The sequence below is a fragment of the Streptomyces piniterrae genome, from assembly GCF_005048155.1.
In the GTDB taxonomy this organism is placed as follows: Bacteria; Actinomycetota; Actinomycetes; order Streptomycetales; family Streptomycetaceae; genus Streptomyces; species Streptomyces piniterrae.
In genome coordinates, this window is sequence record NZ_SUMB01000003.1 from 871,926 (window position 1) to 886,301 (window position 14,376).

At 70.7% G+C, this 14,376-nt stretch carries 9 protein-coding genes and 1 pseudogene; 6 read left to right on the plus strand and 4 right to left on the minus strand.

Annotated elements, in window-relative coordinates; all coding sequences use genetic code 11:
- Window positions 1-157: 157 nt before the first annotated feature.
- From FCH28_RS12570 to FCH28_RS12580, 3 genes are read left to right on the plus strand one after another with little or no spacing between them, the layout of a single operon-like run.
- Window positions 158-2,767 carry a YfhO family protein gene (locus tag FCH28_RS12570; RefSeq protein ID WP_246102682.1) on the plus strand — a complete coding sequence of 870 codons (2,610 nt, stop codon included), beginning with the start codon at window positions 158-160 and terminating at the stop codon, window positions 2,765-2,767.
- Complete coding sequence (locus tag FCH28_RS12575) at window positions 2,764-3,771, plus strand: glycosyltransferase family 2 protein (protein ID WP_136739883.1); 1,008 nt, start codon at window positions 2,764-2,766, stop codon at window positions 3,769-3,771. Before FCH28_RS12570 ends, FCH28_RS12575 begins: the two co-directional genes overlap by 4 nt.
- Complete coding sequence (locus FCH28_RS12580) at window positions 3,771-4,208, plus strand: GtrA family protein (protein WP_136739884.1); 438 nt, start codon at window positions 3,771-3,773, stop codon at window positions 4,206-4,208. The genes FCH28_RS12575 and FCH28_RS12580 overlap by 1 nt, the downstream gene beginning before the upstream one ends.
- Window positions 4,209-4,276: 68 nt before the next feature.
- On the opposite strand, the gene FCH28_RS12585 is transcribed toward FCH28_RS12580, so the two are convergent.
- Complete coding sequence (locus FCH28_RS12585) at window positions 4,277-4,900, minus strand: TetR/AcrR family transcriptional regulator (protein ID WP_136739885.1); 624 nt, start codon at window positions 4,898-4,900, stop codon at window positions 4,277-4,279.
- Window positions 4,901-5,060: 160 nt separating this feature from the next.
- On the opposite strand from FCH28_RS12585, the gene FCH28_RS12590 reads away from it, so the two are divergent.
- The gene (locus tag FCH28_RS12590; protein WP_136739886.1) at window positions 5,061-5,990 is read left to right on the plus strand and encodes an ABC transporter permease; all 930 of its coding nucleotides are present in this window, start codon (window positions 5,061-5,063) and stop codon (window positions 5,988-5,990) included.
- Window positions 5,983-6,813, plus strand: coding sequence for an ABC transporter ATP-binding protein (locus tag FCH28_RS12595; RefSeq protein WP_136739887.1), 831 nt, complete (start codon window positions 5,983-5,985; stop codon window positions 6,811-6,813). The genes FCH28_RS12590 and FCH28_RS12595 overlap by 8 nt, the downstream gene beginning before the upstream one ends.
- Before the next feature lie 197 nt (window positions 6,814-7,010).
- On the opposite strand, the gene FCH28_RS12600 is transcribed toward FCH28_RS12595, so the two are convergent.
- The 3 genes from FCH28_RS12600 to FCH28_RS12610 form a co-directional block, all read right to left on the minus strand.
- On the minus strand, window positions 7,011-11,969 hold the full coding sequence (locus FCH28_RS12600; protein WP_136739888.1) for an NAD-glutamate dehydrogenase: 4,959 nt from the start codon (window positions 11,967-11,969) through the stop codon (window positions 7,011-7,013).
- Between the two features lie 475 nt (window positions 11,970-12,444).
- On the minus strand, window positions 12,445-13,110 hold the full coding sequence (locus FCH28_RS12605) for an HAD family hydrolase (RefSeq protein ID WP_136739889.1): 666 nt from the start codon (window positions 13,108-13,110) through the stop codon (window positions 12,445-12,447).
- 110 nt (window positions 13,111-13,220) lie between these two features.
- The gene (locus tag FCH28_RS12610; protein WP_136739890.1) at window positions 13,221-13,727 is read right to left on the minus strand and encodes a DUF6912 family protein; all 507 of its coding nucleotides are present in this window, start codon (window positions 13,725-13,727) and stop codon (window positions 13,221-13,223) included.
- 292 nt (window positions 13,728-14,019) lie between these two features.
- Between FCH28_RS12610 and FCH28_RS12615 the strand changes: the two are divergent.
- Window positions 14,020-14,376: pseudogene (locus FCH28_RS12615) on the plus strand (hypothetical protein); the annotation flags it as partial.

Here is a 14,376-nt window from a genome sequence, read left to right on the forward strand (position 1 = left end):
CCGGGTGCCGGGGGGATTCGCCCCGCCCACCCACCCGAATAAAACGGTCGATTGAGACATTTACCGTAAAGTGAGTCCTCGCTGATCTTGTCGTAGCGCCGGTGGGTCCGCCACCTCCACCCCGCTGGAGACGATGGGCAGGGAGAACGCGGCAACAGTGAGACCGACCTTCAGACGCCTGGCCGCACCGGGGCTCGCGGCGCTGCTGTCCATGGGGGCGTACTGCCTGGCGCTGGCGGTCCACGGCAGCTATCCGTTCGGTGCCCGCTCGCGTGCCGTCAACGATCTGGGCAATCAGTTCGTGCCGTTCCATGCCCGGCTGTGGGACCTGATGCACGGCGCCACCACCGGCGATCTGTTCTTCAACTGGGGCAGCGGGTACGGGGTTCCGTTCCTCGCGGATTTCCTCAGCTACCTGATGAACCCGTTCTCCTGGCTGGTCGGGCTGTTTCCGCGGGAGCTGACGGACTTTCCGGTGTTCCTGGTCACGCTGCTGAGCATCGGGCTCGCGGCCGCTGTGATGACCGTCTTCCTGGGCCGGCTGCATCCCGGCCCCGGCTGGCTGCGGGCGCTGCTCGCGGTGGGGTACGGGCTGTGCGGCTGGGTGGTGAACGACGGGTGCACCGATCCCATGTGGATGTGGGGGCTGGTCGCGCTGCCGATGGCCGGCATCGCCGGTGACTGGTGTCTGCACCGGCGGCGCTGGGTGGCCGGGGCGCTGCTCCTCGGGGCCTGCTGGGCGGGCAACTTCTATACGGCGGCGATGGCCACGCTCGCGATGGTGCTGGTCCTGGGGCTGCGGCTGGCGCTGGCCGACCGGATGACGGGCGGTGAGCGGCTGCGGGCGGTGGCGCGGGCCGCCTCGATGACGCTGGTGGGGGTCGCGCTGGCGGCGCCCGCCCTCACCGTCTCCCTGGCGGCCAGCCGGGTCGCCCAGCCCGCGCCGGAGGCGTCGTACGGCGGTCCGCCGGCGCTGGGCGAGCAGTTGGCGCAGCTGTTGCCGGGCGGCCATGGCGGCAGCGACGCGCCCGAGGTCCCGCATGTCTTCGTCGGGGTTCTCGGGCTGTTGCTGGTGGCCGCGTTCCCTTTTCTGCGTGCGGTGCCGGGCAGGGTGCGGCTGGGCTGGTGCGGGCTGGCGGTGGGGGTCGCGGCGTCGTTCGTGTGGCGGCCGACGATCCTGCTGTGGCACGGCTTCGCGCTGCCCAACGGCAGTCCGTACCGGGCGGCGTTCGTCCTCAGCGCCCTTCTGACGATGATCGCCTGGCTGGCGCTGGCGCACCGGCCGCGGACTGGCGAACTGGCCGCCGGGGCGGCGCTGGTCGCCGTCCTCGCCTGGTGCTGCCGGGCGCAGAGTTCGGTCGTCGCCGGGACCTGGGTGCTGCTTCTCGGCGGTGGCGCCCTGTGTCTGCCGGCGCTGGTGGCGATGCGCCGCTTCCGTACCCATCGGGCCGTGCGTACCGCCGTCGCCGTGGCGCTGACCTGCGCGGTCGCGTTGGGTTCGGCGTTCGCGGCGTTCTCCGTGACGGCTCAGCGGGACACCGTGGCGTGGTTCCGGCCGAAGACGACGCTCAGCGGGCCGGCGCTGGCCGCCCGGACCGGGCTCACCGGCCGTGCCGACTGGCCGCGGTCGCGGACCGATCCGGGCCCGCACGAGTTCGCCGACAACGATCCGCTGCTGCTGGGCGGCGAGGGCGGCGCGTACTACAGCAGCTATCTACCCGCGGCCACCGCGGGTGCCCTGCACGGTCTGGGGGCGGGCTGGTATGTGAGGGGGCGTCATACGCTCAGCTTCGAGGACCCGGTGGGCCGCGCCCTGATGGGTGTGAGCAGCTCGCTGTTCCCGGTGGCCGGGCACCAGGAGCGGTATGTGCTGCGCCGCTCGGCCGCGGCGCCGCTGCTGACCGTGCGCGGTGAGCTGCCGCGGGCCCGGCGCGGCGGCACGGTGTTCGCCCGTCAGGAACGGGTGCTGGGCGCCCGTGTGTACGAGGTGCCGTCGGTGCGGCCCACCGGGGGCAGGGCCCCGCTGTCCGGGCGGGCGGGCTGGACTCTGCCGGGCGCGGGGCCCGGTGGTGCGGGCACCACGTTCACGGCCCGGTGCGCCCCCGGCAGTACGGCCGTCTGGTACGCGCCCTGGTTCTCCGGCCGGATCAGTGGGCTGGGCGGCGGCACCTGGGGAGTCGGGCAACGGGACATGACGGCCAATCCGGTCCGGACGCTGGGCACGGTGCCCGCCGACGGGGTGGTGTCGGTGCGGTTCGCGGGTCCGGGGCGGCAGCGCCTTCCCGCGCATCCCCTGGGCTGCGTCGCGCCCCGCAGACTGGCCACGGCGGTGGCCGCGCTGCGCGCCGGCGGGCCGGTCCGGCTCACCGTGAGCGGTCATGGGCTGACCGCCGTGCTGCCCGCGGGGAGTTCGGGCAGTGCGCTGCTCGCGGTCCCGGCCGTCCGGGGCTGGAGCTGTTCGGTGGACGGGGGTCCGGCGCGGGTGCCACGTTCCTTCGGGGGGCTGCTGGCGGTGCCGCTGGGCACCGGGGCGTCCCGGCTGGCCTGTTCGTACGCCCCGCCCGGCCTGGCTTCGGGGCTGGCGGTGAGCGGCGCGGCGGCGCTGGTGCTGGCCGTGGTGGCGGTGGTGGGGATGGCCCGCGGACGGGGGACGCGTTCCTCCCAACGCCTCTCTGAAATCGTGACAAAGCATCACATTTGTAGAATGGCCCTTCAGAGGACGGCGCCCGAACCGTCCCCTGTCCCCGGCGAAAAGGCCCGCGAATGAAGCTCTCCATCGTCGTCCCCTGCTACAACGAAGAAGCCGTCATAGGCCGTTTCGACGACAGGATCCGCACGGTGCTCGACGACCTCGCCGTCGAGTACGAGCTGTGCTACGTGGACGACGGCAGCACCGACGGCACGCTGCCGCGGATCCGCAGCCTCGCCCAGCAGCACCGCGACACCACCCGCTATCTCTCCTTCAGCCGCAACTTCGGCAAGGAGCCCGCGATACTGGCAGGCCTGAAGGAGGCCACCGGGGACGCGGTGATCATCATGGACGCCGACCTCCAGCATCCGCCCGAGCTCATCGAGAAGATGCTCGACCTCTACCAGCTCGGCCACGACCAGGTCATCGCCAAACGCAGCCGGGAGGGCGACCGCCGGCTGCGCACCGCGCTCACCCGGATGTACTACCGCGCCGTCAACACCTGGGTGGATGTGGAACTCGCCGACGGCGTGGGCGACTTCCGGCTGCTGTCGCGTACGGCGGTGGACGCGCTGATCTCGCTGCCCGAGTACAACCGCTTCTCCAAGGGCCTGTTCTCCTGGATCGGCTTCGACACCATCACCTTCGACTACCGCAACGCCGCCCGGGAGGCCGGTGAGACGAAGTGGCGCCTCGGTTCACTGGTCAACTACGGCATCGACGGCATGCTCTCGTTCAACTGCCGCCCGCTGCGCCTGGCGATCTACGCCGGGCTGAGCCTGGCGGTGCTCGCCACGCTCTACGCCTTCTGGGTCATCGGCGCCGCCCTCGCCGGGGGGATCACCGCACCCGGCTATGTGACACTGGTGGCCATCATCGTGGGCCTGGGCGGGCTGCAGATGCTGATGCTCGGGCTGATCGGCGAGTACATCGGACGGATCTACTACGAGTCCAAGCAGCGGCCGCACTTCCTGGTCAAGGAGTCCGGCGGGACGCCGCGGACCGGGCGGCCGGCCCAGTCGCCGCCGCCGGCACGCACCGCCTCCAGTTCCCCGCAGGCCAGCTCCTCGCAGGCCGGCTGATGCCCGTCCCCGCCCACGTCGGCCAGATCGTCCGCTTCGTGGTCGTCGGCGGGGTCAACACCCTGACGTTCTACGCCTGTTATCTGCCGCTGCACCGGCTGCTGCCGTACTTCGCGGCGTACACCGCGGGCTTTGTGGTGAGCCTGGTCTGCTCGTTCTTCCTCAACACCTACTTCACCTACCGCACCCGGCCGACCTGGACGAAGTTCCTGCTCTTCCCGCTGACGCAGGTCACCAACTATGTGGTGCAGAGCGTGGGGCTGGTGAGCCTGGTCAGCTGGTTCGGGATGAACAGCACGGTGGCGCCGCTGGTCGCGGCGCTGCTCGCCATCCCGGTCACGTTCCTGGTCTCCCGCCGGATACTCCTGCCGGGCCGGCCGGAATATCGCCCCGCGCCCCCGCGTTGTGGACCCGCAGGGGGCCCACGCATCCCCTAGGGGATCTGTTCGAACACCCCCTAGGGGTCCGCCACCCCAGGCCCCGGCACACCCCTCCCCCTACCCCCTCACTCCGCCCCCAGCGCCGCCGCCACCGACACCGACAGCGAGTCGAGATAGCCTTCGGGCAGCTCGTCCCTGACGACCAGCAGCCGCCAGTACAGCGGCCCGGCCATCAGGTCGAGCGCCAGCCGCGCGTCCGCGTCCGCCGGCAGTTCCCCGCGCTCCACCGCCTTCGCCACCACCGCGGCCGCGACACCCGCCTGGCTGTCGTGCAGGGCCGTCTGGAGCGCCTCGGCCAGCTCGGGGCTGCGCGCCGCCTCGGCCAGCAGATCGGGGATGATCTGCGACGCCATCGGGTGCCGCAGCGCCCGCGCCGCCACCTCCAGCACCATCCGTACGTCACCGCGCAGCGACCCGGTGTCCGGCGTCGGCAGGCCCGCCGCGGCCACCGCGGAGACCACGTCCAGGACGAGGTGCAGTTTGGAGCGCCACCGCCGGTAGACGGCGGTCTTGCCGACGCCGGCCCGTCGGGCGATGCCCTCGATCGACATCCGGGCGAAGCCCACCGCGGCCAGTTCCTCGAAGACCGCGGCGCGGATCGCGGCGGTCTTGTCCTCCCGTAGGACGGCGGCGCCGGCCGGGGTCCGGCGTGCCGCCGTCGGGTCAGTCTCGCTGCCGTCGTTTGCCATGGCAGGAGCATAGCGTCACGACGCTACGGTTGCGTTTCGACGTGGTCCCGGTCTACCGTCGGCGTCGCGACGATACGGACCCGTCCCGTCGTACCGCTGTTTTGCTGCTGCCCTCTGCTTTTTGCTGCTGCCCCTCCGGCTCCGTACGAAAGCGGCCTCCATGACCCAGACCCTCGCTCCCCCGGCCCCGGCGCCCACCCGCGCCGCCGTGCCCGGCACGGCTCCCGACCCGCGGCTGCGCGCGCTGGCCGCAGCCCACGGCCTGACGGTGAGCGGCGCCCGGCCCCCGCTGACCGCGTACACCCGGCAGCTCTGGGCCCGCCGGCACTTCATCGCGTCCTTCGCCACCGCCCGGCTCACCGCGCAGTACGCCACGGCCAGGCTCGGTCAGATCTGGCAGGTCGCGACCCCGCTCCTCAACGCCGGCGTCTACTACTTGATCTTCGGCGTGCTGCTCCACACCCGGGACGACATCCCCGACTTCATCCCGTTCCTGTGCACCGGCGTCTTCGTCTTCACCTTCACCCAGTCCGCCGTACTGGCCGGCACCCGCGCCATCTCCGGCAATCTCGGGCTGGTCCGCGCCCTGCACTTCCCGCGCGCCTGCCTGCCCATCGCCCTCACCCTCATCCAGCTCCAGCAACTGCTGCTCTCGATGGGTGTGCTCGCGGCCATCGTGCTCGTCTGCGGCGTACCGCTGACCTGGCACTGGCTGCTGATGATCCCCGCGCTGCTGCTGCAGTCCGTCTTCAACACCGGACTCGCGCTGATCATGGCCCGGATCGGTGCGCGGACCACCGACACCGCCCAGCTGATGCCGTTCGTGCTGCGCACCTGGATGTACGCCTCGGGTGTCTTCTACGACCTGTCCGCCTTCACCAGGACCGCGCCGCACCTGGTCGCCGTCCTCCTGGACTGCAACCCCACCCTGATCTACATCGACCTGATGCGATACGCCCTGATCGACACCGCGCGCGCCGCCCCGCTGCCGCCCCATGTCTGGCCGCTGGCCCTGACCTGGGCCGTGCTGGCCGGCGTCGTCGGATATCTCTACTTCTGGAAGGCCGAGGAGGAGTACGGCCGTGGCTGAGCTCACCAAGGGGCGCGTCGAAGCGGGACGCGCCGAAAAGGGACACGTCGAAGAGGGGCACGTGCCCACTGTCATCGCCGACAACGTCCACATCGTCTACAAGGTGCACGGCGCGGGCAGCGGCCGGGGCAGCGCCGTCTCCGCACTGAGCCGGATCGTCCGCCGCACCACCTCCGCCGGCACCCGCGAGGTGCACGCCGTCAAGGGCGTCACCTTCGTCGCCCACGAGGGCGAGGCGATCGGCCTGATCGGCTCCAACGGCTCCGGGAAATCCACCCTGCTGCGCGCCATCGCCGGCCTGCTGCCGCCCGCGAGCGGCCGTGTCTACACACATGGCCAGCCCTCGCTGCTCGGCGTCAACGCCGCGATGATGAACGATCTGACCGGCGAACGGAACGTCGTCCTCGGCGGCCTGGCGATGGGCATGAGCCGCGAGGAGATCCGCGAGCGCTACGACGGCATCGTCGATTTCTCCGGCATCAACGAGAAGGGCGCCGGCGTGGAAGGCAGCAGCATCTCGCTGCCGATGCGCACCTACTCCTCCGGGATGGCGGCCCGGCTCCGCTTCTCCATCGCCGCCGCCAAGAACCACGACGTGCTGATGATCGACGAGGCGCTGGCCACCGGCGACCGCAGCTTCCAGAAGCGCTCCGAGGCCCGCATCCGGGAGCTGCGCAAGGAGGCCGGCACGGTCTTCCTGGTCAGCCACAACAACAAGTCGATCCGCGACACCTGCAACCGGGTGCTGTGGCTGGAAAAGGGCGAGCTGGTGATGGACGGGCCGACGGACGAGGTCGTGAAGGCGTACGAGGCGTCCCGCTAGGCCTCCGCCCCTGGCCCATCGACCCATCAACCCATCAGCCGATCGCCCCGTCGACCCATCGGACGCGTCCCGGCACCCGGCACACCGGAACGGGGACGGCCCCGGAGCCTGAGCTCCGGGGCCGTCCGCCGTACCGGGCAGGTCGGCTGTGCGGCTCGGCCGCGTCAGCCGTGCCTCAGCCGTGCCTCAGCTGTGCGTCAGCTGTGCGTCCGCAGCAGCGTACGCATCGTCCGCATGGCCACCGACAGGTTCGCCAGGTCGAAGCCCTCCGACCCCTGGATCTCCTCCAGCGTGGCGCGGGCGCGGCTGAGGATCGCCGCGTTCGCCTCCTCCCACGCCTTGAACCGCTGCTCGGGCGTGGCGGAGCCGTCGGCCGCCGCCAGCACGTCCGCGGTCAGCGCGGCATGGGCCGCGAAGAGGTCCTCGCGGATGGAGGCGCGGGCCATCGACTGCCAGCGGTCGCTGCGCGGCAACTCCAGGATGCGGTCCAGGAGTTGGTTGATCCGCAGTCGTTCGCCCAGGTCGTAGTAGACCTCGGCGACGGCCAGCGGCTCCTTGCCGGTGCGGTCCGAGACGGCGACGATGTCCAGCGCCGGGAAGATCGATGAGAAGCCGGACACCTGGACGGCCAGTTCCTCGGGCACGCCGGCGGCGGTCAGCTCCTGGAGGATCGCCTCGTACCACTCCAGGTCGCTGCCCTGGAGCAGCTTCGGCAGCTCCGCCCAGACCCCGGCGACCCGGTCGGCGAAGAAGTCGATGGTGGTGGACAGCTCCAGCGGCTGCGGGCGGTTGTTGAGCAGCCAGCGGGTGCCGCGCTCGACCAGCCGCCGGGAGTGCAGCCGGATCCGGGTCTGGACGTCGGCCCCGACGATGTTGTCCAGCGCCTCGACGTCGTCCCAGACCTGGTTCAGCTTGAAGATCGCGCGGGCCGCGGTGTGCGCCCTGACGACCTCTTCCAGGGACGCTCCGGTCTCCTCGCGCATCCGGTGCAGGAAGCTCGTACCGCCGGTGTTGACGGTGTCGTTGACCAGCACCGTCGTGATGATCTCGCGGCGCAGCGCATGTCCGTCGACCTGGTCGGGGAAGCGGTCGTACAGCGCCGACGGGAAGTAGGCGTGCAGCAGCCGCTGGAGGTACGGGTCGTCCGGCAGGCCGGTCTGGATCAGCGCGTCCGCGACGGTGATCTTGGTGTAGGCCAGCAGGACCGCGGTCTCGGGCTGGGTCAGTCCGCGGCCGGCGTTGAGCCGCTCGCGGATCTGCCGGTCGGTGGGCAGGAACTCCAGCGTCCGGTCGAGGTCGCCGTCCCGCACCAGGCGGCGCATGAAGCGCTGCTGGGCGTGCAGCATGCTGGACGACTGGGCGAGCGCCAGTGCCAGCGCGGTGTTCTGCGCGTAGTTGTTGCGCAGCACCAGCGCGCCGACCTCGTCGGTCATCTCGGCCAGCAGCTTGTTGCGCTGCTTGGTCGTCATATCGCCTTCGGCGACCACGGAGTTCAGCAGGATCTTGATGTTCACCTCGTGGTCGGAGGTGTCCACGCCGGCGCTGTTGTCGATCGCGTCGGTGTTGATCTTCCCGCCGGACGTGGCGAACTCGATACGGCCCAGTTGGGTCAGACCCAGGTTGCCGCCCTCGCCGACGACGTTGACCCGCAGGTCCTCGCCGTTGACGCGGATCGCGTCATTGGACTTGTCGCCGACATCGGCGTTGGACTCCGCCGAGGACTTCACATAGGTGCCGATGCCGCCGTTCCACAGCAGATCGACGGGGGCCTTGAGGATGGCCCGCATCAGGTCGGCGGGCGTCATCTTCTTCACACTGGATTCGATGCCGAGGGCGGCCCGCACCTGTGCGTTGATCGGGATGGACTTGGCCGAGCGCGGGTGGATGCCGCCGCCCTGCGAGAGCAGCTCGGTGTTGTAGTCGGCCCAGGACGAGCGGGGCAGCTCGAACAGCCGGCGGCGTTCGGCGTACGAGGTCGCCGCGTCCGGGTTGGGGTCGATGAAGATGTGCCGGTGGTCGAAGGCGGCGACCAGCCGGATGTGCTCGCTGAGCAGCATGCCGTTGCCGAAGACGTCACCGGACATGTCGCCGACGCCGACCGTGGTGAAGTCCTGGGTCTGGGTGTCGTGGCCCAGCTCGCGGAAGTGCCGCTTGACCGACTCCCAGGCGCCGCGGGCGGTGATGCCCATGCCCTTGTGGTCGTAGCCGGCGCTGCCGCCGGAGGCGAAGGCGTCACCGAGCCAGAAGCCGTACGACTGGGCGACCTCGTTGGCGATGTCGGAGAACGTCGCGGTGCCCTTGTCGGCGGCGACGACCAGGTAGGTGTCGTCCTCGTCGTGGCGGACGACGTTGCGCGGGTGCTCGACCTCGCCGGACACGAGGTTGTCGGTGATGTCCAGCAGACCGGAGATGAAGGTCTTGTAGCAGGCGATGCCCTCGGCCAGCCATGCGTCCCGGTCCTGCGACGGGTCCGGCAGCTGCTTGCCGACGAAGCCGCCCTTGGCGCCGACCGGCACGATGACGGTGTTCTTGACCATCTGCGCCTTGACCAGGCCGAGGATCTCCGTACGGAAGTCCTCCCGGCGGTCCGACCAGCGCAGACCACCGCGGGCGACCTTGCCGAACCGGAGATGGACGCCCTCGACCTTCGGCGAGTACACCCAGATCTCGTACGCCGGGCGGGGCGCCGGCAGATCGGGCATGGCCTGCGGGTCGAGCTTCATGGACAGATAGCCGTGCGGCCGGCCCTGGCTGTCCTTCTGGTAGTGGTTGGTGCGCAGCGTGGCCTTGATGACGGTCAGGAAGGACCGCAGGATCCGGTCCTCGTCCAGGGACGCGACCTGGTCCAGCGCCCCGTCGAGCTCTTCGAGCAGTCCGTCGGTCAGTTCCGTGCCGGCGCGCTGGCGCTCCGGGGACATGCGTGCCTCGAAGAGCGAGACCAGCAGCCGGGTGGTGTGGACGTTGTTGGCGAGGGTGTCCTCCATGTACGTCTGGCTGAAGGTCGACCCGGCCTGCCGCAGATACTTCGCGTACGCCCTGAGGACCATCGCCTGGCGCCAGTTGAGGCCCGCCTGGAGCACCAGCTTGTTGAAGTTGTCGCTCTCCGCGGCGCCGGTCCACACCGCCGTGAACGCCTCCTGGAAGCGTTCACGGGCGTCGTCGCCGCCCTTGACGTGGTCGGGCATCCGCAGCCCGAAGTCGTAGACCCAGGCGATGGTGCCGTCCGTGCGGCGCATCTCGTGCGGGCGCTCGTCGACGACCTCGACGCCCAGGCGGTTCAGGCCCGGCAGCACCTTGGACAGCGAGACCGGCTCGCCGGTGCGGTAGATCTTGAAGCGGCGCTCGCCGGGGCCCGCGCCGACCGGCTCGTAGAGGCTGACCGCGAAGTCGTGGCCCGGCTCGCCGGTGAGCTTCTCCAGGTACTGGACGTCGGCGACGGCGCTGCGCGGGCTGTTGTCGGCCTTGTAGCCCTCGGGGAAGGCGTGGTGGTAGCGGCGCAGCAGCTCGGCGGCGCGCTCCTCGCCGACCTCGGCGTTCAGTGCCTCGGCGAAACCGTCGGCCCAGGAGCGGGCGGCCTCCACCAGCCGGCTTTCGATGCGGTCCACATCGGCGTCGGTGAGGTCGGGGAGGGACGCGCCGGGCTGGACGCGGATGACGAAGTGCAGCCGGGAGAGGATCGACTCGGTGTTCCAGGCGGTGAAGTCGACGCTGGTGCCGCCGAGCTCCTCCTTGAGGATGTCGATCAGACGCAGCCGTACGCCGGTGGTGTAGCGGTCGCGCGGGAGGTAGACCAGCGCGGAGTAGTAGCGGCCGTATTCGTCCTGGCGGAGGTACAGCCGCAGCCGGCGGCGCTCCTGGAGGTAGAGGACGCTGGTGGCGATGGCACGCAGCTGGTCGACCGGGGTCTGGAACAGCTCGTCGCGCGGGTAGGTCTCCAGGATCTGCAGCAGGTCCCGGCCGTCGTGGCTGTTCGGGCTGAAGCCCGCGCCCTCCAGGACCTCGGCGACCTTGCGGCGGATGACCGGGACCCGGCGCACGGACTCGGTGTACGCGGCCGAGGAGAACAGTCCGAGGAAGCGGCGCTCGCCGATGACGTTGCCCTTGGCGTCGAACTTCTTGACGCCGACGTAGTCCAGGTAGGACGGGCGGTGCACGGTGGCGCGGCTGTTGGCCTTGGTGAGGATGAGCAGCTTGTGCTCGCGGGCCTTCTTGCGGGCGTCCTTGGGGAGCCGGTTGAAGGACGGCGAGACCGGGTGGCCGTCCTCGGCGTGGTGCGACGGGTCGGCGCGCAGGATGCCCAGTCCGGTACCGGCCACGGCGGCCAGTACGTCCTCTTCGCCGCCGTCCTCGCCGGGCGCGGAGACCAGCTCGTACTCGCGGTAGCCGAGGAAGGTGAAGTGGTCGTCGGACAGCCAGCGCAGCAGTTCCCTGGCTTCCTCGATCTCCTGGTCGCGCAGGTCGTCGGCGGTCGGCTCCTTGGGCAGGTCGTCGGCGATGTGCAGCGCGGCGCTGCGCATCTTCTCCCAGTCCTCGACGGCCTCGCGGACGTCGGAGAGCACCCGCAGCAGATCGGCGGTGATCTGCTTGAGGTCCTCCCGGTCGGTCTCGCGGTCCATCTCGACGTGGATCCAGGACTCGGTGACGGCGTCGTGCGGCAGCTCCGCGGCCTTGCCCCTGCCGTTGGTGCCGTGCGCGTCGGCGGACTCGAGGACCTCGATCAGCTTGCCGGTGACGTCGCGGCGGACGACGACCTGCGGGTGGATCACGACATGGATGCCGCGGCCCTGCCGGGAGAGTTCGTTGGTGACCGAGTCGACCAGGAAGGGCATGTCGTCGGTGACGACCTCGACGACGGAGTGGCTGCAGGTCCAGCCGTTCTCCTCGACGGTCGGGGTGTGCACCCGGACGTTCGCGGTGCCCTGGGGGCGGGTCTCGGCGAGGCGGTAGTGCGAGAGCGCGGCGCCGAAGACGTCCACCGGGTCGCGGTCGGTGAGGTCCTCGGGGGCGGTGTGCAGGTAGTAGCGCTGGAGGTATCCCGTGAGGGTCTCCGAGTCGAGCCCGCGGACCGGGGCGTGGCCCCCGTTCGGGCTGGTTTCAACGACCCGGGCGGCCCTTGCGAGCAGCTCGTTCTTGGCTTCGTCCAGCTTGGTCTGCATGTCCTCTGGCTCCTGTCGCGCGCCGTTGCGTGACGTTGTGGAAGAACTCGGTGGAAGGTGCACAGCGCCGGCGTGACGCGGGGTGTCCCGTCGCTGTCGACGCTATGCCGCGGTGAGAGATGGCCGTGTCGTATTCGACTACTTTTGACAAAGTCGACATCGAGTCCCGGCCGCGAAGACCAGCGATCGCCCGGTCACTGTGGTGTCCCGGGCGCACGGCGGAGGCCTCGACGCCTCCGCGGGTTATCGCGCTGATCACGCTGCAAGGCTATCGCTCTCGGCGGGGGTGGCGTCATGAGCCTGGTAGGTACAAAAGGTTCCCGGGAACTTAGACCATCCGGACAACGCTTCGACCGCTCCGATGTGCGATGGCACGAAGGGGTCGGACCGGCGACCGGACAGTGAGAGGACGCCGCGCGCGCACCGCGCCGCCTCACCTGCCCACGGGCCCGCCGCCGTCGGCGACACCCGGCGGCTACCCGAAGAAGATTCCGCCCGCCACCTCGACGGCCTCGGCCAGGCTGTCGACGACCGGCACCCCGGCGCCCTCCAGACTGCTCCGGCTGTGCGATCCGCCGGTGTAGAGCACCGCGTGCGCACCCGCGTCCCGCGCGGCGATGGCGTCATCCACCGCGTCGCCGATCACGACCGTACGGCCCGGATCGACCTTTTCCAGCGCCGCGAAGTGCCGCACCATGTGCTCGCTCTTGCTGCCCCCGGAAGGCCCGGTCCTGCCGTCCACCCGCACGAACCGCGACTCGATGCCGAAGCCGCGCACCAGCGGTATCAGATCGTCGTGCCCGTACATGCTGAGTATCGACTGGCTGCGCCCGGCCGCCTGCCACCCCTCGAGCAGCACCTCCACGCCCTCGGCCAGGCCGCAGCCCACCCGGTGCTCGGTGTAGTGACGGTGGAACGCCTCGTCCATCACCAGCCACTCGGCGTCTGTCGGCAGCCGCCCCATCAGCCGCTCGTAGAACTTCGGCACGGGCACGCAGTACAGCTCCCGATACCGCTCGAGCGTGATCGGCTCCAGGCCGATCTCGGCGAAAGCGGAATTCGCCGCCCCGATCACCGCGTCGATGTCGTGGAACAAGGTGCCGTTCCAGTCCCACACGATGTGCATCGCGTGCGTCTCCATGCGCTGCCCCACACCTTCCCCCATGCGATTCCCCATGCAGAAAAAGGTACCCGGACCCACTGACAACGCAGCGCGACGGCGGCCGCACACCCCGCTACCGGCCCATGGCGTCAGTCGAGCAGATGCGGAATCTCCTGCACGGCGAACCACATCAGATCGTGGTCCTCGGCACCGTCCACCGTGAACTGCGCGTCGTCATCGCCCTGGTCCGCGGCGCCCAGCGCCGCCGCGGCCGCCGCCACATCCGCCTCGGCCTCGGCGGCGTCCACATGCACCGCCGCGGCCTTGGCCAGCGGCACGGGACCGGCGAGCCGCACCTCGCCCAGCGCCGACTCGTCGAGCCCCCGGTCCGGGTCCGCGACCGCCGCGCCCTCCGGCACCTCCACCGCGATCACGACGCGCCGCCGCGCGGCCTGCGGATTCACGGCGAGCAGCCGTAGCGAGGCCTGGGCCGCGCGGTTCAGCGCCGCGTACTCCAGCTCCTCGATGTCGTCCGAGACGTACCACTCGCGCAGCGCCGGCGTGACGGCATACGCGTCCAGCGGGCCGGGGCCCAACTCACCGTTCTTGTGCGCCTCTGCGAGACCGGGAAGGGTCAGGGGGACATAGACGCGCATGGCAGCCGCTTTCGCTCAATTCGCTCGACTCAGAAGAATGCCCAGCCAGCATACGGGCGCGAGTCCCCCATCGTGGCGCCCCCGCAACCCCCGCGCGGCCACCGCCGAGCCCCCCGCCCAACCGCGTTTCACCGCCTCATTCCGGGCCCGTGACACGGACGGGTGAATCCCGCGGCACGGCCCGCTCGGCCGCTCTCCCGTTGCCGCGACGCCGGCCCCGCCGATAGAAGATCTCCCACCAGAGCTACTGCCCGGTAGTCAACGGGCCGGCCACAGGGGGGCGATCAGCACCATGAACGACACCGATGGCGCGCCGAGCACCGACGGCACGACCAGCACTTCATCCACCATCACCAGGCACACCAGTCACACGCACACCACTCACCCGACCCCACCCACCACATCCACCACATCCACCACATCCACCACACCCGCTTCGCCCGGCGACGTCACCAATGTCACCGACGTCACCGACACCGACCGGGCCCCCATCCCCCGCACACGCCCCACACCCCCCGAGACCGCCCCGGCCGTTCCCCGCCCCCGGCGGTCCCCCGCCGACCGCCGACCGCTCGGCCCCGCCGGCAGCGGCCCCGGCTCCGCCGGTCGCGGCCCCACCCGCACCACCCCGCGCCGCGGCCGCCCCGCC